The following is a 21,530-nucleotide window of genomic DNA, read 5'->3' on the forward strand; positions in this document are numbered from 1 at the left end:
CCGAGGGTTGTGGAGAGGCTGTGGAGAGCTGGGGAAAACGCCGGAGCGCCATCCCCACAGCTGTGGACAGCGGTGGGGATAACTTTTCAGCGGAGGGTGGCGTCGTACATGGCCAGAGCATCCGCATCGGTCGCCGCCGTCGCCGCACGACGGGCGGCGTCGAGCGCCGCGACGGGGTCGGCCTCGTCTCGGCTGATGTCGAGCTGGCGGCGGGCCTCGGCGAGTCGCGTCCGGGCATCGACGCCGACGCGACCGCGCGCACCGTCGATGGAGGCGGCGGCCGTGGCGATGTGGCTCTCGGCGATGCGCCGCGCCCCGGCCAGTGCGTCGCGGGCCGCCTCGATCCGCTGCGAGGCCGAGCGCGCGACCGCGAGGGCGGCATCCAGGGAGGTCGTCGCCGAGGCGATGGCGTCGGTGGAGCGGACGGGGTCCGGCTGCTCGTCGCCCGGCGCTATGGCGGACGCCAGCGTCGTCATCGCGACCGTGATGGCGGCGACGTGCTTCGGATCGGGCGCGGCGTCACGGATGCGGGCCGCCTCGTCGAGCCGTCGGCGCGAGTCGGCCACCGCGTCGTCAAGGCGGTCCTGCGCGGCGGCGAGCGTGTCGTCGAGGTGTTCCCCGGCGTCGAGGAGGCGCTCCGCGCGACGCACATCGGACTCGGCCGACGCGACCTGGCGCGAGACAGGGGCAAGCGGGTCGGCGGTGAGGGAGGCCCGTGCCTCCTCGAGCCGCGCCAGGGCCTGGTCGAGAAGCCGCTCCGCGCGGTCGACCCCGTCGGCGACGGGCTGCACCGCCGTGGCGGCGAAGCGCGCCTGTGCTTCGGTGATCGCCGTGCGCGCGAGGGGGATCCGTACCCGCTGCGCCTCGACGGCGCGCTCTGCCGCGTCGAGTGCCGCGGGGGCAGCGGTCTCCGCCCGGCGGCGGCGCTCGAAGGCCGAGGACTGCGCGGCGATCGCCGCCACCGCCGAGTCGGCGAGCAGCACGATCCGGTTGCTCCAGTCGCGTCGCTGCTGCTCGGTGTCGGGCATCGCGTCGTCGAGCCGCTGCTTGAGGGCGAAGGCCTCGGACGAGCGCTTCCGCGCGGTCTCGAGGGCCTCGGCGAACGCGCGCGTCTCGGCCTGGCCGAACTCCGCGATCGCGAAGCCGAGCTCGTCCTGGGCCTCGGAGATCGCGTCGTCCATCTGCACGAGCTGGATCCCCGCCCGCCGCTCGAGCTCCTCGACGCTCTGGCGCAGCGGGGCGCCCGACACGGCCGGCGCCGTCTGAGCGGCGCGGCCGCGGATGCGCGCCATCCGCCGCCGCAGCCACACCACGAGGAGGACGAAGAGCACGATCGCGACGCCGAACACGACGACGCTCGGAAGCAAGGAGAGCAGCGAGAGGTCGCCCATGCCTCCATCGTACGGAGCGCGGGTGACGCTTCCCTCTGAGCGGCCGGTTGCCTCCAGTGAGTAGAGATTGCTCATAACACTCGGGCATGGATGTGCGTCACCCTCCCAAGGACCTGCATACAGACCAGGAGGACTTCAGTCATGCGATCACTCACTCGACTCGCCGCGATAGCGGCGACGGCTCTCGCCGTGGCAGCGGGCTCGCTCGTCGCGGCGGCTCCGGCGTCGGCCGGGCCTACGGACGACTACTCGATCGCCTTCGGTGCGAGCGACTTCGGCTCGGTGCCCGAGGGGTCGATGAAGCAGATCACCATCGAGGTGAAGAACGACGGGAAGCAGCCGATCACGATCGACACCGCTGCGCTCGCATCGTTCGCCTACCCGTTCAAGCTCGACTCCACGACGATCAAGGCCGGTGAGGGACTCGACCCCGGTATGACCCGTGAGCTCAAGGTGTCCTTCACAGGTGGTGTGCCGGCGACGTCCGTGACGACGAAGATCGCCTTCACCGTCCAGTCCGTCATCACGCCCGGCTTCTCGGCCACCTACGACCTCGAACTGAAAGCGGCTTCGATCGCAGCTGTCGGCCCGAATTTCGAGGTCACCGACCCACCTGCGGGTGACGCTCTCGACTTCGGGCAGGTCGAACTCGGCAACACCGCGACGAAGTCGATCACCATCGTGAACGACGGCACGGTTCCGCTCACGTTCGACTCCACCGCGCAGACGGCGCGCGACATGAAGGGCAACTCGGTACCCGTCACCTTCCGCGGAGCCCCCTTCACGACCGTTGTCGCACCGGGTGCCTCGACGACCTTCACCCTCGACTTCGCGCCCACGGCCGAAGGGCGCCTCGACGGATTCATCACACTGGTAGGGAGCGACGGGATGGCCAGCGTCACCCGCATCGTGGAGTTCACCGCGATGGGTGTCGCCGCCGTCGTGCCGACGCCCACTCCGACCCCGACGTCGAACCCCGCGGGCGGTGCCGGCAGCGGCACCACGAGCACGGGCTCCTCGACGACGGGCACGAGCGGGCGCACGCTGGCGTCGACCGGCGCGGACGCAGCGGGACTGTTCGCCGGCGCGAGCGTGGCCCTGATGCTGCTCGTCGGCGGAAGCATCCTGTTCGTGCAGCGCCGCCGGCGCGTCCAGTCCTGACAGACCAAAGGGACAGCGGAGACCTCCGCAGACTCGAGAGATGAGGAACGATGTCACGTCGGATATCCGCGGCGATCGTCGCGTTCGCAGTCGCCGCCGGCGCCCTGCTCCTAGGCACGCCCGCTTACGCAGCTGCCGGGGATCAGGTCTCCGCGACCTTCTCCACGCCGGGTGACTTCGGCTCCGTGCCCACGGGGTCGACGAAACGGCTCGTCCTCACTCTCGAGAACGACGGGACCGATATCGTGACGATCGATCCGACCCCGGTGATGGCCCTCTCGGCCCCGTTCACCTACGTGTCGACGACCATCACGGCCGGTGAGACCATCGTCCCTCTGGCGACCCGCACCGTCACGGTGGACTACACCGCGGGCGCCGTGGGAACTACGCCCACCGACACCATCACGCTCACCGCTGTATCCACGGCAGATCCGACAGTGTCAGCGCCGGTGATCCTCGCCCTGCGAGGAGCGTCGATCGCGGCGGGATCGGCCAGCTTCGCGATCGCCGACCCCGTCGACGGTGCCATCGACCTGGGTGATGTCCAACCCGGCTCGACATCCTCGCTCGCGATCACGGTCATCAACGACGGAACGCTCGATCTGGAGTTCGACCCGACCGGCCTCGTGGCGACCAGCACCGAAGGGGCCAGTCTTCCGGTCGCGTACGAAGGCGATGCAGCGTCGCGGAGCGTCCGTCCCGGCGAGACGGTGACTCTGCACCTGACGCTCGGGCCTGTCCCGACGGGCACGGCCTCCGGCGTGCTCACTCTTCGCGCCGACTACTCGGAAGACGGGAAGGTCATCGCCTCTGCAGCGCGCAGTCTGAGCTTCGTCGGCCGCCTCGTCGCTCCGTCTCCGACTGCGAACCCGCTGGTCCCCGCCTCCGCCGACAGCACCGGGCGCCAGCTGGCCAGCACCGGCGCAGATGGCGTGGGTGGCTTCGTGGGCGGCACGGTCGCGGTGATGGTCCTGCTCGCCGGGGTCGCCGCGGTGGCTCAGCGGCGCGCGGGCAAGCGAGCCTGAGCGCAGCGTCGAGCCACAGCCGACCACGGAGGCGGCGCATCGGATGGACCGGTGCGCCGCCTTCGGCGCGCTCAGGCGGTCTCCTCAGAGAAGGAGGGTGCGGAGCTGGTCTACGGAGTGGACGACGGCGATCGAGCCGAGCGACTCAGCGGGGGAGCCGTAGCCCCACTCGACCATGATGACGGGGACGCCGTGCTCGCCCGCGCCCTCGATGTCGTGCGAGCGGTCGCCGACGAGGACAGTGTGCGAGAGGTCGACGCCCTGCTCGCGCAGGCGGCGCAGGGCCTCGGCGACGATGTCGGCCTTCGCGCTGCGGGTCTCGTCGGGGGAGGAGCCGCACACGACCGTGAAGCAGTCGGTGAGGTCGAGGTGGGCGAGCACTCGCTCGGCCTGAGCCTCGCCCTTCGAGGTGGCGAGAGCCAGTGGCATGCCCGCAGCGTGCAGATCGCGGATGAGTCCGAGCATGCCCGGGTAGACGTGGGATTCGGCGGCGGGGCCGTCCGAGAGCGCGAAGGAGCGGTAGACCTCGAGTGCCTCGACGGCCTCCTCGGGGTTCATGCCCGCGACGTCACGGAACCCGTCGAGGATGGGCGGGCCGACGAACGGGACGAGCTCGGCCGGGCTGGGGATCGGGCGTCCGAGCGCGGTGAGGGTCCGCGAGAGGCGGTCGATGATGCTGGGTGCCGAGTCGGTGATCGTGCCGTCGAGGTCGAAGAGGATGCACGTCCACGGCTTGGTCGGGGTCTGCGCAGTCACCGAGCAATCCTATGGGGCGTCGGTGTCGCGCTTCCGCTGGGCGGGCGGGCGCCCGTCGGATGCGGCGGGATGCGGGTTGTGCCCGCTCCGCGGGACCGCGAGGCGCATGCGGCTTCAACAGGGCTGTGGAGGGGCGCAACCCGCATCCACGCGGAGGCGCCCGCGGCGGGGTCAGGCCTCGGGCGAGACGCGGGACAGGGCGCGCTCGACGAAGGGGCGCGTGACGATCTGCGCGATCGTGCCCGCGTCGAACTGGACCGCGACGGTGTCGCCGGCCTCGACGAGGCGGAGCGCGGTCGGCGCCGGCAGGATCGTCGCGCGCACCGCCTTGCGGGCGGCCGGGGGCACGGCGGCCCGAAGCTCGGTGACGGACGTGAAGAGCGGGAGGATCCGCTGGCCGTCGGTGGAGAGGATGGTGCGCGCCTGCGGGTCGCCCGCATCCGTCGTGCCCGTGAGGTCGATCACGAGGCCGCCGCGGGTCATCGCGTCGAGCATCGCCTCGAGGGTCGATTCGTCCGGATGCTCGGCGAAGTCGACGAGTGCCGTCCTCAGGGGACGATTGGCGTAGGTCTTCGGGAAGGCGGGAGCTGGTCGGGCCACGGAACCAGCCTAGAGAAGGGAGCCGACGCGGCGCAGGGAGCAGCGCATCCGCACGAGAGAACCAGCGAGACTCAGAACAGGCGGGAGTCGGAGTCGTCGAGCCCGCGCATGGCGTCGTAGTCGAGTACGACGCAGCGGATGCCGCGGTCCTGCGCGAGCGTGCGCGCCTGCGGCTTGATCTCCTGCGCCGCGAAAACACCCTGCACGGGCGCCAGGTGCGGGTCGCGGTTCATCAGCTCGAGGTAGCGGGTGAGCTGCTCGACGCCGTCGATCTCCCCGCGCCGCTTGATCTCGACCGCCACCGCGGCGCCCGCCCCATCGCGGGCGAGGATGTCGACCGGGCCGATCGCCGTCATGTACTCGCGCCGCACGAGGGTGTGGCCGTCGCCGAGGAGCTCGATCTGCTCGGCGAGGAGGCGCTGCAGGTCGGCCTCGACGCCGTCCTTGACGAGTCCGGGGTCGATGCCGAGCTCGTGGTCGCTGTCGTGCTCGATGTCGTAGAGCGTGACGACGAGGACGTCGTTCGTCTTCGCCTGCGTCACACGCCACACCTCCGACACGCCGAGCTCGGTCTGCTCGGGTGTCGGGTCGACCGACGCGACCGTGCAGGGCGGGCTCATCCAGTTGAGCGGCTTGTACGAGCCGCCGTCGGAGTGCACCAGGATGCTGCCGTCGCTCTTCAGCATGAGCAGGCGCTTCGCGAGGGGCAGGTGGGCGCTCAGCCGTCCGGCGTAGTCGACGGAACAGGTGGCAATGACCAGACGCACCCGACGAGCGTACCCGCTGCCGACCCGAGTTCCGCTGCCTGTATGGCGTCTCGCTGGGTCAATGGCGGCGCGAGACGCCAGAGAGGCAGCGAAACCGCGACTGGACGGACGCCCGGGGTCAGCGGGCGGGGACGGGGGAGGGACGGCGCTCGCGGGCGGCGGGCGAGGCCAGGCCGGCGAGCACCACGAGCACGAGGATGAGGAGCAGAGCGCCGAGGATGCCGAACTCGTGGGCGAGGAGGCCGATGAGCGGCGGGCCGACGAGGAAGGCGCAGTAGCCGATGATCGCGACCGCGCTCACCCGAGCGGCGGAGAGCCGCGGGTCGTCGACGTCGGCTGCGGCAGACATGCCCACCGGGAAGCCGAGCGAGCAGCCGAGGGCCCAGAAGACCGTGCCGACGAACGCGAGCCACGGCAGCGGCGACACGATGAACAGCAGGATCCCGATCACGCCGAGCAGCGCGCTCACCCTCAACACCGGCACCCGCCCGAAACGGTCGAGAACGGGGCCGCCGGCGATCCGGCCCGCGGTCATCGACGCGGTGAAGACCCAGAAGACGATCGCGCCGACGGTGTTGTCCTGGTGATGCCCGTCGACCACGGCGATGGTGAGCCAGTCGTTCGCCGAGCCCTCGGCGAAGGCCATGCCGAGCATGATGACGCCGATGAGGAGGAGTCGGACGTCCTTCCAGACGGCGAGGGAGGCGATGAGCCGCTGACGGAACGGGACGCGCTCGCGCTCGAGGGGAGCGGTGGACGCGGCGGCGGCGCTCGCGGACTCGTCGGCCTCGGCGCCCGCGGGCACGAAGCGGATGACGGCGAGCACGGTGACCGCGATCACGACCGCCATCACGGAGGCGTGGACGACGATCGGCACCGCGAGGGCGGAGGCGAGGGCGCCGAGCCCGGCGCCGGCCACGGTCCCGAAGCTGAAGAAGGCGTGCATCAGCGGCATGAGCGTGCGGCCGGCCTGCTTCTCGACGGCGGCGGCCTCGACGTTCATGATGACGTCGCACGTCCCGTTGCCGAAGCCGAACAGCGCCAGCCCGAGACCGACCACCGGGGCGGAGGCGACGACGTCGCTCCCGACGCCGATCAGCACGAGACCGATCGAGACGACGAGGAGCGCGCCGACCATCCCGACCCGCGCCCCGACCCGGTTGATCAGGATGGGCGCGGCGATGAGGCCGATCACCGATCCAGCCGACATGCAGAAGATGAGCACACCCAACTGGAGGGTGTCGATGCCGAGCTCGTCGCGCACGGCGGGCAGGCGCGACACCCAGGTCGCGAGCGACAGTCCGCTCAGCGCGAAGATCGTGAAGATCGCGTTGCGCCAGGCGCGGAGTCCGCGAGCGGAGAGCTGCTGCTGCATGGAGTGCTCCGGGGGATCGGGGTGCCTGAGAGGCCGGAAGACAGGGGTCGAATCGATTCGATCGAAACGATTCGACTAGAGTAGCCGCCATGAACGAGGGTCGGCAAGCGCACCGCGCCACTCTGGCGGATGTAGCCGCGCGCGCCGGTGTGTCGCGGTCCACGGCGTCCCTCGCGTTCAGCGGAGCCGGACCCGTCTCCGACGAGACGAGGTCGCGGGTGCTGGCTGCCGCCGCCGAGCTCGACTACGGCGGCCCGGATCCGCGGGCCCGCTCGCTGCGGCAGGGCCGGTCTGGCGTGGTGGGCGTGGTCTTCGACGAACGCCTGCTGCAGGCCTTCCGCGACCCGGTGAACATCGGCACCCTCGACGGCATCGTCGAGGGGCTCGGGGTCGACAGCAACGGGATCCTCCTGCTCACCGAGACGGGAGCGACGAGCGAGAGCGTGCGCTCCGCTGTGGTCGACGCCGCCGTGATCATGGGATGCAGCCCGCATCTGGGCACGATCATCGCGTCGCTGCGGCAGCGCGGCATCCCGGTGGTGTCGATCGAGGGCGACGAGGAGGACGGCGTCGTCGACATCGGACTCGACAACGCGGGCGCGGCGGAGGAGCTCGCCCGCCACCTGGCCGGGCTCGGTCACCGACGGGTCGCGACCGTGACGCTCGCCATCGACGAGCGGCGTGCGTCGGGCCCCATCGCTCCGGATGCGGAGAGCGGCATCACCACGGTCGTCACCGCGCAGAGACTGGCCGGCGTGCGGCGGGTGTTCCCGGATGCGGCGGCCTACGCCTGCGCCGACAGCTTCGTCGAGGGCGGGGCGGCGGCCGCCAGGGTGCTGCTCGACGTCCCGGTGGAGGAGCGGCCGACGGCGATCATGGCGCAGAGCGACCTGCTCGCCGTGGGTGTGCTGCAGGCCGCGGACGAGCTCGGCATCGCCGTGCCGCGGGAGCTGAGCGTGACGGGATTCGACGGCGTCCGTATCGACGGACTCACGCGCCACGACCTGACCACGATGGTGCAGCCCGTGGCTGAGAAGGGCCGTGCCGCGGGCCAGGCGGTGGTGGCGCTGCTCGCCGGCGACGAGGTCGAGTCGCGCCGGTACCCGTGCGTGCTGCACGCCGGCACGACGACGGCCGTCGCTCCGGGCTGACGCCGCCGACCCCATCCGGACCGGCCCGCCAGGCCCCCGGCCGTCGGCGCGCGGCTCAGGGTGAGAACGACCTCCCGTCCGAAGCACGCTGAGCGATAGTGTTCCCTCGAGCGCGGCCGGTCGTGCCGCGCATCCGCGAGGAGGGGCCATGAGCGGAGCGACCGACGGGTTCAGTGGTTCCACCGACGGGTCCGGCGAAGCGCCCAGAGGGTCCGGTGCATCCGACCCCGCCCGTCCCGACGCGGGCACGGCGCCCGCCCGTGGGCCACTGGTGCTGCTCGCGCTCATCCTCGCGGCGGGGGTGGCGAACCTCAACCTCTCGGTGGCGAACGTCGCGCTGCCCTCCATCGGCGCGGCCTTCGACGCATCGCAGAGCGCCCTCAACCTCGTGGCGGTGGGCTTCTCGCTGGGACTCGCCGGGTCGGTGCTCTACCTCGGCGCGCTCGGCGACCGCTACGGCCGCAAGCTGATGCTCGTGCTCGGACTCGTGCTGAGCATCCCGGCCTGCCTCCTCGCCGCCTTCGCGCCGAGCGTGGACGTGCTGTTCCTCGCCCGCGTGATCGGGGGCGTCGCCGCGGGGATGGCCTACCCGACGACCCTGTCGCTCATCGCCGCCCTGTGGAGCGGACCCCGGCGGATCGCGGCGATCGCCCTCTGGTCGGGGCTCGGCGGTGCGATCTCCGCGCTCGGCCCGCTCGCTTCGGGCTGGCTGGTCGGGCTTTTCGACTGGCCGGCGGTGTTCCTCATGACCCTGCCGCTCTGCGCGGTCACGCTCGTCCTCGTCGTGCTGCTCGTGCCCGCGAAGGTGAACGAGACGACGGAGGCGGTCGACCACCTCGGCGGTGTGCTCTCGACGGTGATGGTGGCGTCGCTGGTGCTCGGCATCAACTTCGCCGCGGTGCCGGGGCAGGGGACGACCGCGCTGGTGCTCGGGGCGATCGCGGTCGCCGCCGGGGTCGCGTTCGTGCTGCGCCAGCGCAGGGCGCGGAATCCGCTCTACGATCTGCGGATCGCGTCGCGTCGCACCTTCTGGGTGGCGGCGGTGGGCGGCATCATCGTGTTCGGGTCGCTGATGGGCGCGATGTACATCGGACAGCTGTTCCTGCAGAACGTGCTCGGCTACAGCGCGTTCCAGTCGGGCGCGTCGATCCTCCCGGCGGCGGCGGTGATGGTGCTCGCCGCCCCACTCTCGAGCCGGCTCGTGCTGCGGTTCGGGGCTCGCACGGTCTTCCTGCTCGGCTTCGCCGCCTGCCTGCTCGGCTTCCTCACCATGTACCTGTTCTGGGATGTGGGCATCGGCTACGCGCCGGTCGCGATCGGATACGCCCTGATCGGTCTCGGTGTCGGCCTCGCCGGACCGCCGTCGTCGCGGTCGCTCACCGACTCCGTTCCCGTCTTCCGTGCGGGGATGGCCTCGGGCACGTCGGACCTGCAGCGCGACCTGGGCGGGTCGATCATGCAGTCGGTCCTGGGCGCGATCCTCACGGCCGGATACGCCTCGGCCATCGCGAAGAGCGTCGCCTCGGCACCGGCGGACGTGCAGAGCGAGGTGACCGCCGGCATCCAGGCACAGCTGCAGAAGTCGTTCGACGGGGCGATCTCGATCGCGAAGCAGTATCCGCAGTACCAGGACCAGATCGTCCAGGCCGCTCGCGACTCCTTCCTCTCCGGCGCTGACTGGGCCTATGCGACGGGAATCATCGCGATGGTGATCGGCGCCCTCGTGGTCGTGCTGTTCTATCCGCGCAAGGAGGAGGAGCACCGCCTCCTCCGCGAGTACGCGAAGCGGTGAGCGGATGCATCTGACCGTGCTGGGATCGGCGACCCCGTACGCCCGACCCGACGAGCCCGCGTCCGGGTACCTCGTCCGCACGGACACCACCGCCGTGTGGCTCGACGCGGGCCCGGGCACACTCGCCGAGCTGCAGCGGTACATTCCGCTCCACGAGTTGACGGCGATCGCCATCTCGCATCAGCACGCCGATCACACGTCCGATCTGCTCACCGCGTACTACGCCCTCCGGTTCGCAGACGACCGGCCGGACCACCCCGTCCCGCTGTATGCGCCCAGCGGCATGCTCGAGGCGATGACCGCCTTCCTGGGGCCGAGCTCACGGGCCGCGCTGCCGGCGACGTTCGACGTCCACGAGCTGGTGGAGCCGGGACGCGCGACGGTCGGCGATCTGGTGCTGAGCTGGTCGCCGGTCGATCATGGGATGCCCGCTTTCGGGTTCACCTTCGCGCAGGAGGGCGAGGTGCTCCTCGGGTACAGCGGTGACTCGGCACCCGGGTCGGCGGTGACGACCGCGCTCGCCGGCGCGATGGCCGTGCTGGTCGAGGCCGGGACATCGGCGCAGGTGCCGACCGAGACTCCGGTGCACCACACCCCCGAGGAGGCGGGTGCCACGGCTGCAGCGATCGGCGCCACTCGTCTGGTGCTGACGCACGTGGACGGATCGATCGTGCCCGAGGATGCGCGGGCGCGGGCGCGGGCCACTTTCGCCGGCGAGGTCATCAGCGCGCACCGGGGCCTCACCGTGGCGCTCTGAGCGCATCCGACGTCAGCGCGTCGAGCCGGCGACGATCCACCGGTCGCTGCGCGATCGCAGGCCGAGTGTGAGCGCGCGGATGCCCAGGTAGCCGAAGCCGAACGCGACCCAGAGCCAGATGAGTCCGGCGTCGCCCTCAGGATGAAGCAGAGCGACCGCCACGAGCATCGGCCCGTACACGATCAGGTTGATGACCCCGGCGACGGCCAGGTACCGGGCATCGCCCGCGCCGATGAGCACGCCGTCGAGCACGAAGACGTATGCCCCGAGAGGAATGCTGATGGCGAGTATCCACAGGGACACGGTCAGCGCGCCGCGCACATCCGGATCGGAGGTGAAGACCGGACCGGCGAAGGGCGCCACCAGAGCGAGCAGCGAACCCAGCACGACGCCGGTGACCAGACCGTGGCCGACGAGCCGACGGGTGATCGCTCGGACCCGTTCGACGTCGGAGGCGCCGAGGCCGTGCCCGATCAGCGCCTGGCCCGCGATCGCCAACGCGTCGAGGGCGAGCGCGAGCGTCGTGAAGACCGTGAACGCGATCTGGAAGGCGCCGAGCTCGATCACGCCGAGCGTCGCCGCCACGGCGACCGTGCCGAGGATGGCCGCACGGAGACTGGCTGTGCGGAGGAGCAGCCATCCGCCCGCGATCGCCGCCCCGGAGACACCGTCGACACCCGGCCGGAGGGAGACGCCGTCGCGGCGGGCGGCGCGGACAGCGATGATCGCGTAGACCGCCGCCATCCCCCACTGCGCCAGGACGGTGCCGACCGCGGAACCCGCCAGTCCCCATCCGGCCCCGTAGATGAGGAGCGCGTTGAGGCCCGCGTTGACGGCGAACCCGGCGACGGCGACCACCAGCGGTGTGCGGGTGTCCTGAAGTCCGCGGAGGAGACCGGTCGCGGCGATCACGAGGAGCATGGCAGGGATGCCGAGGAGCGAGAGCCCCAGGTACTGCGCCGCGAGCTCCTCGACCGGGGTCGTCGTCCCGAACAGGCCGACCACCGGTCGCGCGAGGGGCCAGCCCACGAGCGCGAGCACGACGCCGACCCAGAGCGCGAGCCACATCCCGTCGATGCCCGCCTTGACCGCCCCTGGGCGGTCGCCGGCCCCGAGTCGCCGCGCCACAGCGGGGGTCGTCGCATAGGCGAGGAAGATGAGCAGCCCGATGACGGTCTGCAGCACGGCGCCCGCCACGCCGACGGCCGCGAGCGGGTCGACGCCGAGGTGACCGACGAGCGCGGTGTCGGTGAGGAGGAACAGTGGCTCGGCGACGAGCGCGCCGAGCGCGGGGACCGCGAGGCGCAGGATGTCGCGGTCGAGCTCTCTCACCCGTCCACCCTAGGAGCCGCCTGCGACACCGAGCGTGTTCGGGAGCCCTGATCACCCCACGACGGGGTCCATCGAGCCGAGCATCGGCTGGTCAGACCCTGGGAGTTGGCCCGTCTTCGAGAGAGCCCGTCCGCGCGTCCTTCCGCGGAAGGACGGCTCCGCCGCGGTCGAGATGCTCAGCGTCCGGTCAGCCCAGGCGCGCCGCCTGCCGCTTCACTGGCGGACGCGTCGCCAGCGACGACGAGATGGAGGGATCGACATGGCAGGCCAGGACCAGGTCAAGCATCGCGCGAGCCGACGGACGTACCGCAGGCGTCGGCTGTTCGTCGGGATCGGAGCAGCGCTCGTCGTCGTCCTGGTCGCGGCGGGTGGCTTCGTCGTCTACACGTACGTCGACCTCTCGAACGGCATCCATCGTTCCGACATCGCGCTGCCGTCCGGCTCCGCCGATCCGGGCGTGGCCCAGGACACGGGCGAGTCGAACATCCTCGTCATGGGGCTCGACAGCCGCGTCGACCAGAACGGGCAGCCCCTGCCCGAGAGCATCTACGGAGCCATCAACGCCGGAGACGAGTCGGACGGCGGCTACAACGCGAACGTCCTCATGCTCATCCACATCCCCGCCGGAGGCGGCAAGGCCGTGGGCATCTCGATCCCCCGCGACGACTACGCGCCGCTGGCCGGCTCCCCCGACGGGGTCTCGAAGTCGAAGATCAAGGAGGCCTACGGACTGGCTCTCGACGAGAAGCTGACCGAGCTCACCGCACAGGGCGTGTCATCCTCCGACGCCTACCCGCAGGCGCGCGACGCCGGACGACAGGCCGAGATCCAGACGGTGTCGGACTTCCTCGGCGGAGTCCGGATCGATCACTTCATCGAGATCACCATGGCCGCCTTCTACGAGGTCGCCCAGGCCGTGCAACCCGTCACCGTCTGCCTGAACCAGGCGACCCAGGACTCCTACTCGGGGGCGGACTTCCCCGCGGGCGTGCAGCAGCTCGATGCGTCGCAGGCCATGAGCTTCGTACGCCAGCGGCGTGACACCGGCCCGTCGAGCCTCGAGCTGACCGACCTCGACAGGACCCGGAGGCAGCAGGCCTTCATCGTGTCGCTCGCCTACAAGCTGCGACAGGCCGACACCTTCACCGACTTCGGAACCATGAGGAGCCTGATCGACACCGCGAAGCAGTACATCGCGCTCGACAGCGGGTTCGACCTCCTCAGCTTCGCCGACCAGGCGCAGCGTCTCGCCGGCGGCGACATCACGTTCCAGACGCTGCCCATCGCGAGCTACGCGACGATCGACGGCAAGGACGTCAACCTCGTCGACACCGACCAGATCCACACCCTCGTCCAGTCGCTCCTCGACCCGGCGTCCTCTTCCCCCACATCGGCACCGGCCACCGATGCGCCCGACCAGAGCGCATCCGGCGCCGCATCCGGCGACGACTCCGGCGGAGACTCCGCGCCTCCGGCCTCCCCGACGTACACCGACTCGGCCACGCCGCTGCAATCCGGAGGCATTCCCTGTGTGAACTGAGTCGACGACCCTCCCGCCTGAACCGCGCTCGGGCGGGACGGCCGGCGTCGGTCCCGTCGCCTCGACACCGAATCCGGCCGAGCGTGCACGTAGTGCGCGGGGTTGCCGCGAATCGGTGTCGAGGTGACGACTCCGACGACCGGGGACCTCAGTCGGCGCGCCGGAGAGACGACGGTCCGAGCTCCGACACCGCGGCGTGGCCCGAGAGCCCCAGCGTGATGTCGAGCTCGGCGAGCACGTTGCGGATCACCTCCGCCACGCCCTCCTCGCCCGCGACGGCGAGCCCGTACGCGTAGGGGCGGCCGAGCGCCACGAGGTCGGCTCCCAGCGCCAGGGCGACGGCGACATCCGCCCCGCTGCGGACGCCCGAGTCGACGATCACCGGGGTCCGCTCCGCCACCCGGGCGGCGATGTCGGGCAGCACGTCGAGCGTCGGGACGGAGCGGTCGACCTGGCGACCGCCGTGGTTCGACACCCACACGCCGTCGTACCCCTCGTCGACGGCGCGCTCGGCGTCGTCCGGATGCACGATCCCTTTCAGGATCACCGGCAGCGAGGTCCACGAGCGGATACGTGCCAGTCGCTCCCAGGTCAGCGCCGGCGTCGAGAACACGTCGAGGAACGTCTCCACCGCAGCGCGGGGAAGAGGAGATCGCAGGCTCTCCCGCAGTCCGCCGCCGGTGATCCGTCTCCCCTTGCGGGCGATGGTGATGCCCGCTGCGACCGTACGCGCGGTCATCCGCACGGGCGGGGCGTCCGACGGCCCGGCCACGCGGGTGCGCTCCGCGACCATCCGCTGGAACACCGGGTCGCTCGTGTACTGGGCGATGCCGAGGCCGCGGGTGAACGGCAGGTATCCGAGGTCGAGATCGCGGGTGCGCCAGCCGAGCAGGTGCGTGTCGAGCGTGACGACGATCGCGGCGCATCCGCACACCTCGGCCCTGCGCACGAGCGACTCGTTGAGCTCGTCGGAGGCCGACCAGTAGAGCTGGAACATCCGCGGAGCATCGGGCGCGGCGGCCGCCGACTCCTCCATCGGGAACGAGGCCTGGCCGCTCAGCACGGCGGGCACCCCCGCTTCGGCGGCGGCTCGGGCGACGGCGAGGTCGGCCTCCGGATGCGCGAGCTCCATGACACCGAGCGGCGCGAGCACGAGCGGCGAGGGCATCCGGCGACCGAAGAGGGTGGTGGACAGGTCACGGGACGACACATCCCGCAGCGGCCGAGGCCAGACCTGCCAGCGCTCGAACGCGCGCCTGTTCCCGGCCTGCGTGCGCTCCGATCCCGCGCCGCCGGCGAGGTACGCGTAGGCCTCGGTGGAGAGCGCCCGCTGCGCTGCGCGGGCCAGCCGGGCCGGATCGACGGGGACCCGGGGCCGGGTGCCGCTGATGCCGGCCCGGAAGATCGACGACTGCGCCTCGCGGGAGATCCCGCGCGACCCGCTGGGGGAGGGAGCGTCCGTGCTCATGCCGGAGAGCGTACGCCGCCGGGCCGCCGGGCCGGGCTGCTGGCCGCGCAGGGGCTGACCCCTCCGGGTCGCGCGCAGGGCTGACGCCCTCCGGGTCATCCGCGTCCGCCGGGAGTTCGCTGGGATGACGGTGGAGGTCCGTAGAGTGGTCGGGTGACTGATTCCGGCATCGACGTCGACCAGCTCGACCCCGCCACCCGCCCGCAGGACGACCTCTTCCGCCACGTCAACGGCAGATGGATCGCGGAGACCCCGATCCCCGACGACAAGGCGCGCTACGGCTCGTTCTACGTGCTCGCGGAGGAGGCCGAGAAGGCGGTCCACCAGATCATCGAGGAGTCGCAGTCGGCTCCCGAGGGCACCGAGGCGCGCAAGATCGGCGACCTCTACACGAGCTTCATGGACGAGGAGCGCATCGACGCCCTCGGCGCGACGCCCATCGAGGCGCAGCTGGCGATCATCGACGCGGTCCGCGACCTCCCCGGCTTCGCCCGCACGCTCGGCCGGCTCGAGCGCGAGGGCTTCTCGGGGCTGCTCCGCCTCTTCGTCGACAACGACCCGGGCAACCCCGAGCGCTACCTCGTGTTCGTCGAGCAGGGAGGCATCTCGCTGCCCGACGAGAGCTACTTCCGCGACGAGAAGTTCGCCGAGGTGCGCGAGGCCTACGTGCGCCACATCGGCGCGATGTTCGAGCTGGCCGGCCTGTCCGACGCCGCCGAGCGCGCTCAGCGTGTGTTCGACCTCGAGACGCTCATCGCGAAGACGCACTGGGACAACGTGCGCACCCGCGACGCCCAGGCCACCTACAACCTCGAGTCGTGGAGCGGCTTCGTGGGCCTCGGCGGCGACGCCGGCACGGCCGACGGCGCGTCCCTGCTCGACCTCTGGCGCGAGGCGGTCGGCGCCCCCGAGCACGTCTTCGACGAGCTCGTCGTCCGCGAGCCGAGCTTCGTCACCGGCATCGTCGAGCTGCTCGGCAGCACCCCGCTGGAGTCGTGGAAGGACTGGGCCGCCTGGAAGGTGGTGCACTCCGCCGCCCCCTACCTCTCGAACGACCTCGTGCAGGAGAACTTCGACTTCTACGGGCGTACCCTCACCGGCACCCCGAGCATGCGGGTGCGCTGGAAGCGCGGCGTCTCGTTCGTCGAGGGCGCCATGGGCGAGGCGGTCGGCCGTATCTACGTCGAGAAGCACTTCCCCGCCTCCGCCAAGACGGCGATGGACGAGCTCGTCGCGAACCTGATCGAGGCGTACCGGCAGTCGATCGAGAAGCTCAGCTGGATGGGCCACGAGACCCGCAAGCGCGCGCTCGAGAAGCTCGAGAAGTTCACACCGAAGATCGGCTACCCGGCGACCTGGCGCGACTACTCGGCGCTCCTCATCGACCCTGCCGACGTGATGGCGAACGTTCGGGCGACGAACGAGTTCGAGTTCCAGCGCGAGCTCGGCAAGATCGGCAAGCCTCTCGACCGCGACGAGTGGTTCATGACACCGCAGACCATCAACGCGTACTACAACCCCGGTTTCAACGAGATCGTCTTCCCCGCGGCGATCCTGCAGTTCCCGTTCTTCGACGAGAAGCGCGACGCCGCCGCGAACTACGGCGCCATCGGCGCGGTCATCGGCCACGAGATCGGGCACGGGTTCGACGACCAGGGCTCGCGCTTCGACGGCGACGGCCGCCTCACCGACTGGTGGACCGAGAAGGATCGCGAGGAGTTCGAGAAGCTCACCGGCTCGCTGATCGCGCAGTACGACGTGCTCGAGCCGGTGCAGACGCCCGGCCACCACGTGAACGGCGCGCTCACCATCGGCGAGAACATCGGCGACCTCGGCGGGCTCGGCATCGCCTGGAAGGCGTACCTCATCTCGCTCGGCGGCCAGGAGCCCCCGGTCATCGACGGGCTCACCGGCGCGCAGCGCTTCTTCCTCTCCTGGGCCCAGGCGTGGCAGCAGAAGTCGCGCGACGAGGAGGTCATCCGCCTCCTCGCGATCGACCCGCACTCGCCCAACGAGTTCCGCTGCAACCAGATCGTGCGCAACATCGACGAGTTCTACGACGCGTTCGAGGTCTCCTCGAACGACCGTCTCTGGTTGGACCCAGCTGAGCGTGTGACCATCTGGTAGTACCGAGTCGGCTGGGAGGCCGATGGCGCGTGCGGTTGCGTCCCCGAACGCATCCGCGCCGGCGTGAGGGGAGGACGTGCCGTGTCGGAGCCACTCCGCAGACGGCCACGCGACGAGCGAGACGACGCTCCGCCGCGGGGACGACGATCGGATGCGCGCGAGAGCGCGGGAGGCATCTTCCGCCACGGCTTCGAGTCGCTGACGGCGCTCGCGCTGTCCGGAGTGCAGGTGACGGCGTCGGTGCTCGACCTCGAGAGCGGACGCGTGCTGTTCTCGGTCGACGACCACCTCTCCGTGCCCACCGCCGGGGTCGGCCAGGTGCTCCTGCTCGTCGAGGTCGCGGCGCGGATCTCCGAGCGCGACCAGCCCGCCCGCGGTGCGTCGCCCGACGACACCGCCGGCGGCCGCCCGGGTATCCGTGCCGTGCCCGGCGCCGAGTCGCTGAGCATCCTCAACCGCACGGCGAGCGATCGGGTCGGCGGGTCCGGGCTGTGGCAGCACCTCCAGGTGCCCGCGCTGCCCATCGCCGACCTCGCGGCGCTCGTGGGTGCCACGAACGACAACCTCGCCACCAATGTGCTCCTCCGCCGCGTCGGGCTCGACGGGGTGCGTGCCCGGGGCGAGCAGCTGGGACTCCGCCGCACGCACCTGCTCGACATCGTGCGCGATGAGCGCGGCCCCGACGACGCGCCTCAGCTGTCTGTCGGGTCGGCGCGCGAGCTGTCGTCGCTGTTCCGGCGCATCCACCGCGGCGAGGCGGCCGACGAGATGGCGTCGAAGCTCGTCGTCGGATGGCTGAGCCTCGGTTCCGACCTGTCGATGGTGGCGAGCGCGTTCGGTTTCGACCCCCTCGCCCACGACGACTTCAGCCACGGGCTCACGCTGTTCAACAAGACCGGGTCGGATCACGGCATCCGCTCGGAGGTGGGGGTGCTCACCGGCCCAGGTGCCGGCGTCGCCTACGCGGTGACGATGCGGTTCAACGACCGCGACCTCCCGGCCCGGCTCGCCGTGCTCGACGGCATGCGCACCCTCGGCACCGACCTCCTCGAGTACGTGTACTGAGGTCGGGAGCCCGTCGTTTCGCCACCCCGTGGCCGCCGGTCCGTCGCTCCAGCACCGAATTCCGGCAAGCGCCTCGATATACGGGGGGACTTGCCCGGAATCCGTGCTCAGGCGACGGTGTGCTAATCGGCGGCGGCCCGCTCGGGGGTGGGGCGCTCCGCGGTGAGGGCGGTGAGGAGGGCGTCGACCGCGGGGAGGGCTCGAGCGTCGGGGCGGGTGACGGCGACGACGACGCGGTGCTCCCCTCCGGTCGGATGCGCGGTGACGCCCGGCGGGACAGGGGAGGCCGTCGTGGCGAGGGTGGGCAGCATCGCGATGCCGAGCCCGGCCGCGACCATGCTCATCACGGCGACCGCGTTGTCGGTCTCGTAGCCGATCGAGGGCGCGAAGCCGGCGCGGGCGCAGGAGTCGAGCAGGTGGCCGCGGCACTGGGGGCAGCCGGCGATCCAGGTGGCGTCCTGCAGCGAGGTGAGGGAGACGTCGCCCACATCGAGATCCGACGGGATGAGCACGACGATGTCATCGCGGAAGAGCGTCGTGATCGAGAGGCCATCGGTGAGGCGGCCGAACGCATCCGACGGGTCGGTCGGGTAGGCGAACGCGATCGCCACGTCGCACGAGCCGTCGCGGACGGCGGCGATCGACTCCGGCGGCTCGGCCTCGACGTACCCGATCTCGATTCCGGGATGGAGCGCCGCCATCGTGCTCAGCAGCGACGGCACGACCGTGGACGACGCAGAGGGGAAGCCGCTCACCCGCACGCGCCCCGCGCGCAGTCCCGACAGCTCCGAGAGCTCGCCCGACGCCGACTCGAGCGCCGTGAGCACGACACCCGCGTGCCGCGCGACGACCTCGCCGGCTTCCGTGAGAGCGATGCCCCGTCCCACCCTGGCGACGAGGGGCATGCCCATCCGCGCCTCGACCCGCCGCAGGTGCTGGCTGACTGCGGGCTGGCTGTATCCCAGCGCCGTCGCGGCGCGGGTGATCGAGCCATAGGTGGCGACGGCGTGGACGATCCGGAGGGTCTGCGAGTCCAGCTCGAACGCGGCGGAGGAGGTGGTGACGAGCGTCATGAGCGCACCCTAGCGCATCCGATAACTCAGGCTTATGAATTGCATCGATCTTCTGGCATTGTGTGATGGATGCCGAGACCGGGACCATGGGGGCATGGAAGCGGAGACGGTGGGCCGGAAGACGGTCGAGCAGCTGCGGGAGTCGTTCGACGTCCGGCCCGGGTACCTGGCGGCCTGCACCTCCGGCGTGCCGCCGCGCCAGTCGGTCGCGGCCCTGCGCGACGATCTCGACGCCTGGTCGGCCGGTACGACCACGCCGCTCGGATACGGAGCCTGGGCCGAGCGCGGCCGGGCGGCCTACGCGCGGCTGGTCGGGGTCGACGTGTCGCGGGTCGCGATCGGGTCGCAGACCTCGGTGATGGTGGCGATGATCGCGTCGTCGCTGCCCGCGGGAGCCGAGGTGATCGTCGTCGACGGCGACTTCAGCTCGATGGTGTTCCCCTTCCTCGTGCGCGACGACCTCGTCGTGCGCCACGTGCCGCTCCCTTCGCTGGCGGATGCGGTGGGCCCGGACACGGCGCTCGTCGCGTTCTCGCTCGTGCAGTCGGCGACCGGGGAGATCGCCGACGCCGACGCGATCGTCGCCGCGGCCCGCGCGGCGGGGGCGCGCACGCTCTGCGACACCACGCAGGCCACCGGGTGGATGCGCGTCGACGCCTCCCGCTTCGACGCGACCGTGTGCCACGCGTACAAGTGGCTGTGCGCGCCGCGAGGGGTGGCGCTGCTGACGGTGAGCGAGTCGTTCGCGGCGGAGCTCGTGCCCACGACCGCCGGCTGGTACGCCGGCGACGACGTGTGGGGATCCTGTTACGGCCCCACGATGAGCCTGGCGGCGGATGCGCGCCGCTTCGACGTGTCGCCCGCGTGGCAGGCGTGGGTGGGGGCGACGACATCGCTCGAGCTGTTCGCGTCCGTGGCTGCCGAGGAGGTCGAGGCGTACACCGGGGGGCTCGGCGACTCATTGCGCTCACGGCTGGGGCTGCCGCTCACGGGAAGCGCGATCGTGACCTGGCCCGACGAGACCGGCACCGACGCCGCGGCGCTCGCGGCGGCTGGGATCGTCGCGTCGTCGCGCGCCGGCCGCGCCCGCGTGGCGTTCCACGTGTGGAACGACGAGAGCGAGGTGGAGCGGGTCTGCGCCGCCCTCGGCCGCGGGGCCGTGGGCGAGCTGCTCGTGCCCGCCGACTGGGCCGCCGAGTACGGCGCCTACGCGATCTGAGCCGGGCGTCGCGCCGCTCCCGCGCTCACGGGGCTCTCGGGCGGGTGTGGTGTACTCGGGGTCGTGAGCCGCACGCATCCGTCCGCCGCTCTCGCCGCGGGGGCGATGGCTCCTGTCGTGGTGCTCGCGCTCGCCGCGTGCTCCGGGCCCGGAGCGGATCGGCCGGCCGCCGCCCCGCCTCCGACCGTGGCCGTGAGCAGCGCGCAGTTCCCCGCGGGAGCACTCGTCGACTACCAGCTCGGCGGCGCCTACGACCCTCCCGCGGGAGTCGGGATCGTGGCGCGCGACAGCACCGCGGAGCCCGCATCCGGGGTGTGGTCGATCTGCTACGTCAACGGCTTCCAGACGCAGCCCGGTGAGCAGGACCGCTGGGACGCGGAGCTCCTGCTGCGCGACTCCTCCGGCGACCCCGTCACCGATCCGGACTGGCCAGACGAGGTGATCCTCGACACCTCGACCGCCCAGAAGCGGCAGCAGATCGCCGACGTGCTCGGCGCCGACATCGCCCGCTGCGCCAGCAACGGCTTCGACGCGGTCGAGATCGACAACCTCGACTCGTTCACCCGCGCCGACGGCCTGAGCCTCGAGGGCAACATGGCGCTCGCGACGCTCTACGCCGCCCGGGCCCACACGATGGGGCTGGCGATCGGGCAGAAGAACGCCGCGGAGTACGCCGAGACGCTGAAGACGGACGTCGGGTTCGACTTCGCCGTGGCGGAGGAGTGCGTCTCGTACGGGGAGTGCGACGCGTACACGGCCGTGTACGGAGACTCGGTGATCGACATCGAGTACGCCGACGACCCCTCCGTCACCCTCGACTCGATCTGCGCCGACGAGACCCGCCCCGCGTCCACCGTCTACCGAGACCGCGACCTCGTGACGCCCGAGTCGGCGGACTACGTCTACGCCCACTGCTGAGCTCTGTCGGGCG

General features: G+C 71.4%; 18 protein-coding genes. 10 read left to right on the top strand and 8 right to left on the bottom strand.

The genetic code is table 11. The annotated features are described in order from the left end of the window. Positions 1-86 precede the first annotated feature (86 nt). Positions 87-1,391, bottom strand: a complete 1,305-nt coding sequence (locus ACFJGV_RS12330; RefSeq protein ID WP_378144236.1) for a hypothetical protein — start codon at positions 1,389-1,391, stop codon at positions 87-89. Positions 1,392-1,532: 141 nt separating this feature from the next. Between ACFJGV_RS12330 and ACFJGV_RS12335 the strand changes: the two genes are divergently transcribed. Beyond that, positions 1,533-2,552: a choice-of-anchor D domain-containing protein gene (locus ACFJGV_RS12335; protein ID WP_378144237.1), complete on the top strand. Its 1,020-nt coding sequence runs from the start codon at positions 1,533-1,535 to the stop codon at positions 2,550-2,552. Between the two features lie 50 nt (positions 2,553-2,602). After that, complete coding sequence (locus ACFJGV_RS12340; RefSeq protein WP_378144238.1) at positions 2,603-3,577, top strand: choice-of-anchor D domain-containing protein; 975 nt, start codon at positions 2,603-2,605, stop codon at positions 3,575-3,577. Between the two features lie 84 nt (positions 3,578-3,661). On the opposite strand, the gene ACFJGV_RS12345 is transcribed toward ACFJGV_RS12340, so the two are convergent. The 4 genes from ACFJGV_RS12345 to ACFJGV_RS12360 form a co-directional block, all read right to left on the bottom strand. Next, positions 3,662-4,333: an HAD hydrolase-like protein gene (locus ACFJGV_RS12345; protein ID WP_378144239.1), complete on the bottom strand. Its 672-nt coding sequence runs from the start codon at positions 4,331-4,333 to the stop codon at positions 3,662-3,664. A gap of 171 nt (positions 4,334-4,504) precedes the next feature. Then, the gene (locus tag ACFJGV_RS12350) at positions 4,505-4,933 is read right to left on the bottom strand and encodes an SseB family protein (protein ID WP_378144240.1); all 429 of its coding nucleotides are present in this window, start codon (positions 4,931-4,933) and stop codon (positions 4,505-4,507) included. A gap of 71 nt (positions 4,934-5,004) precedes the next feature. Further along, entirely contained in the window at positions 5,005-5,700 is a 696-nt protein-coding gene (gene nucS / locus ACFJGV_RS12355; protein WP_378144241.1) for an endonuclease NucS, read from the bottom strand. 118 nt (positions 5,701-5,818) lie between these two features. After that, positions 5,819-7,132: an MFS transporter gene (locus tag ACFJGV_RS12360; RefSeq protein ID WP_378148721.1), complete on the bottom strand. Its 1,314-nt coding sequence runs from the start codon at positions 7,130-7,132 to the stop codon at positions 5,819-5,821. A gap of 32 nt (positions 7,133-7,164) precedes the next feature. Between ACFJGV_RS12360 and ACFJGV_RS12365 the strand changes: the two genes are divergently transcribed. From ACFJGV_RS12365 to ACFJGV_RS12375, 3 genes are all read left to right on the top strand, one after another. Continuing rightward, entirely contained in the window at positions 7,165-8,226 is a 1,062-nt protein-coding gene (locus ACFJGV_RS12365) for a LacI family DNA-binding transcriptional regulator (protein ID WP_378144242.1), read from the top strand. A gap of 148 nt (positions 8,227-8,374) precedes the next feature. Beyond that, positions 8,375-10,018 (top strand): MFS transporter, encoded by a 1,644-nt coding sequence (locus ACFJGV_RS12370; RefSeq protein ID WP_378144243.1) that lies wholly within the window; start codon positions 8,375-8,377, stop codon positions 10,016-10,018. A gap of 4 nt (positions 10,019-10,022) precedes the next feature. Further along, positions 10,023-10,775 carry an MBL fold metallo-hydrolase gene (locus ACFJGV_RS12375; protein ID WP_378144244.1) on the top strand — a complete coding sequence of 251 codons (753 nt, stop codon included), beginning with the start codon at positions 10,023-10,025 and terminating at the stop codon, positions 10,773-10,775. A gap of 12 nt (positions 10,776-10,787) precedes the next feature. Here ACFJGV_RS12375 and ACFJGV_RS12380 read toward each other — a convergent pair whose 3' ends face one another. Beyond that, a complete protein-coding gene (locus ACFJGV_RS12380; RefSeq protein WP_378144245.1) occupies positions 10,788-12,107 on the bottom strand; it encodes an MATE family efflux transporter in 1,320 nt (439 codons plus the stop codon). 259 nt (positions 12,108-12,366) lie between these two features. Here ACFJGV_RS12380 and ACFJGV_RS12385 point away from each other — a divergent pair, with 259 nt between their 5' ends. Further along, on the top strand, positions 12,367-13,647 hold the full coding sequence (locus ACFJGV_RS12385) for an LCP family protein (RefSeq protein WP_378144247.1): 1,281 nt from the start codon (positions 12,367-12,369) through the stop codon (positions 13,645-13,647). 148 nt (positions 13,648-13,795) lie between these two features. On the opposite strand, the gene ACFJGV_RS12390 is transcribed toward ACFJGV_RS12385, so the two are convergent. Continuing rightward, a complete protein-coding gene (locus ACFJGV_RS12390) occupies positions 13,796-15,115 on the bottom strand; it encodes an alpha-hydroxy-acid oxidizing protein (protein WP_378144249.1) in 1,320 nt (439 codons plus the stop codon). A 153-nt stretch (positions 15,116-15,268) separates the two neighbouring features. On the opposite strand from ACFJGV_RS12390, the gene ACFJGV_RS12395 reads away from it, so the two are divergent. Together ACFJGV_RS12395 and ACFJGV_RS12400 are read left to right on the top strand one after the other, a co-directional pair. After that, a complete protein-coding gene (locus tag ACFJGV_RS12395; protein ID WP_378144250.1) occupies positions 15,269-17,242 on the top strand; it encodes a M13 family metallopeptidase in 1,974 nt (657 codons plus the stop codon). Between the two features lie 81 nt (positions 17,243-17,323). Further along, positions 17,324-18,307, top strand: coding sequence for a serine hydrolase (locus ACFJGV_RS12400; protein WP_378144251.1), 984 nt, complete (start codon positions 17,324-17,326; stop codon positions 18,305-18,307). A 122-nt stretch (positions 18,308-18,429) separates the two neighbouring features. Here ACFJGV_RS12400 and ACFJGV_RS12405 read toward each other — a convergent pair whose 3' ends face one another. Continuing rightward, entirely contained in the window at positions 18,430-19,380 is a 951-nt protein-coding gene (locus ACFJGV_RS12405; RefSeq protein WP_378144252.1) for a LysR family transcriptional regulator, read from the bottom strand. Between the two features lie 94 nt (positions 19,381-19,474). Here ACFJGV_RS12405 and ACFJGV_RS12410 point away from each other — a divergent pair, with 94 nt between their 5' ends. Continuing rightward, on the top strand, positions 19,475-20,599 hold the full coding sequence (locus ACFJGV_RS12410) for an aminotransferase class V-fold PLP-dependent enzyme (RefSeq protein WP_378144253.1): 1,125 nt from the start codon (positions 19,475-19,477) through the stop codon (positions 20,597-20,599). A gap of 63 nt (positions 20,600-20,662) precedes the next feature. After that, a complete protein-coding gene (locus ACFJGV_RS12415) occupies positions 20,663-21,517 on the top strand; it encodes an endo alpha-1,4 polygalactosaminidase (protein WP_378144254.1) in 855 nt (284 codons plus the stop codon). Positions 21,518-21,530 lie beyond the last annotated feature (13 nt).

Source organism: Cnuibacter sp. UC19_7, assembly GCF_042699995.1.
GTDB lineage: Bacteria > Actinomycetota > Actinomycetes > Actinomycetales > Microbacteriaceae > Cnuibacter.

Bases quoted from the DNA above. Each gene is read 5' to 3' on its own strand.
- ACFJGV_RS12330 (WP_378144236.1), bottom strand. From the start codon at position 1,391: ATGGGCGACCTCTCGCTGCTCTCCTTGCTTCCGAGCGTCGTCGTGTTC.
- ACFJGV_RS12335 (WP_378144237.1), top strand. From the start codon at position 1,533: ATGCGATCACTCACTCGACTCGCCGCGATAGCGGCGACGGCTCTCGCC.
- ACFJGV_RS12340 (WP_378144238.1), top strand. From the start codon at position 2,603: ATGTCACGTCGGATATCCGCGGCGATCGTCGCGTTCGCAGTCGCCGCC.
- ACFJGV_RS12365 (WP_378144242.1), top strand. From the start codon at position 7,165: ATGAACGAGGGTCGGCAAGCGCACCGCGCCACTCTGGCGGATGTAGCC.
- ACFJGV_RS12370 (WP_378144243.1), top strand. From the start codon at position 8,375: ATGAGCGGAGCGACCGACGGGTTCAGTGGTTCCACCGACGGGTCCGGC.
- ACFJGV_RS12375 (WP_378144244.1), top strand. From the start codon at position 10,023: ATGCATCTGACCGTGCTGGGATCGGCGACCCCGTACGCCCGACCCGAC.
- ACFJGV_RS12385 (WP_378144247.1), top strand. From the start codon at position 12,367: ATGGCAGGCCAGGACCAGGTCAAGCATCGCGCGAGCCGACGGACGTAC.
- ACFJGV_RS12390 (WP_378144249.1), bottom strand. From the start codon at position 15,115: ATGAGCACGGACGCTCCCTCCCCCAGCGGGTCGCGCGGGATCTCCCGC.
- ACFJGV_RS12405 (WP_378144252.1), bottom strand. From the start codon at position 19,380: ATGACGCTCGTCACCACCTCCTCCGCCGCGTTCGAGCTGGACTCGCAG.
- ACFJGV_RS12410 (WP_378144253.1), top strand. From the start codon at position 19,475: ATGGAAGCGGAGACGGTGGGCCGGAAGACGGTCGAGCAGCTGCGGGAG.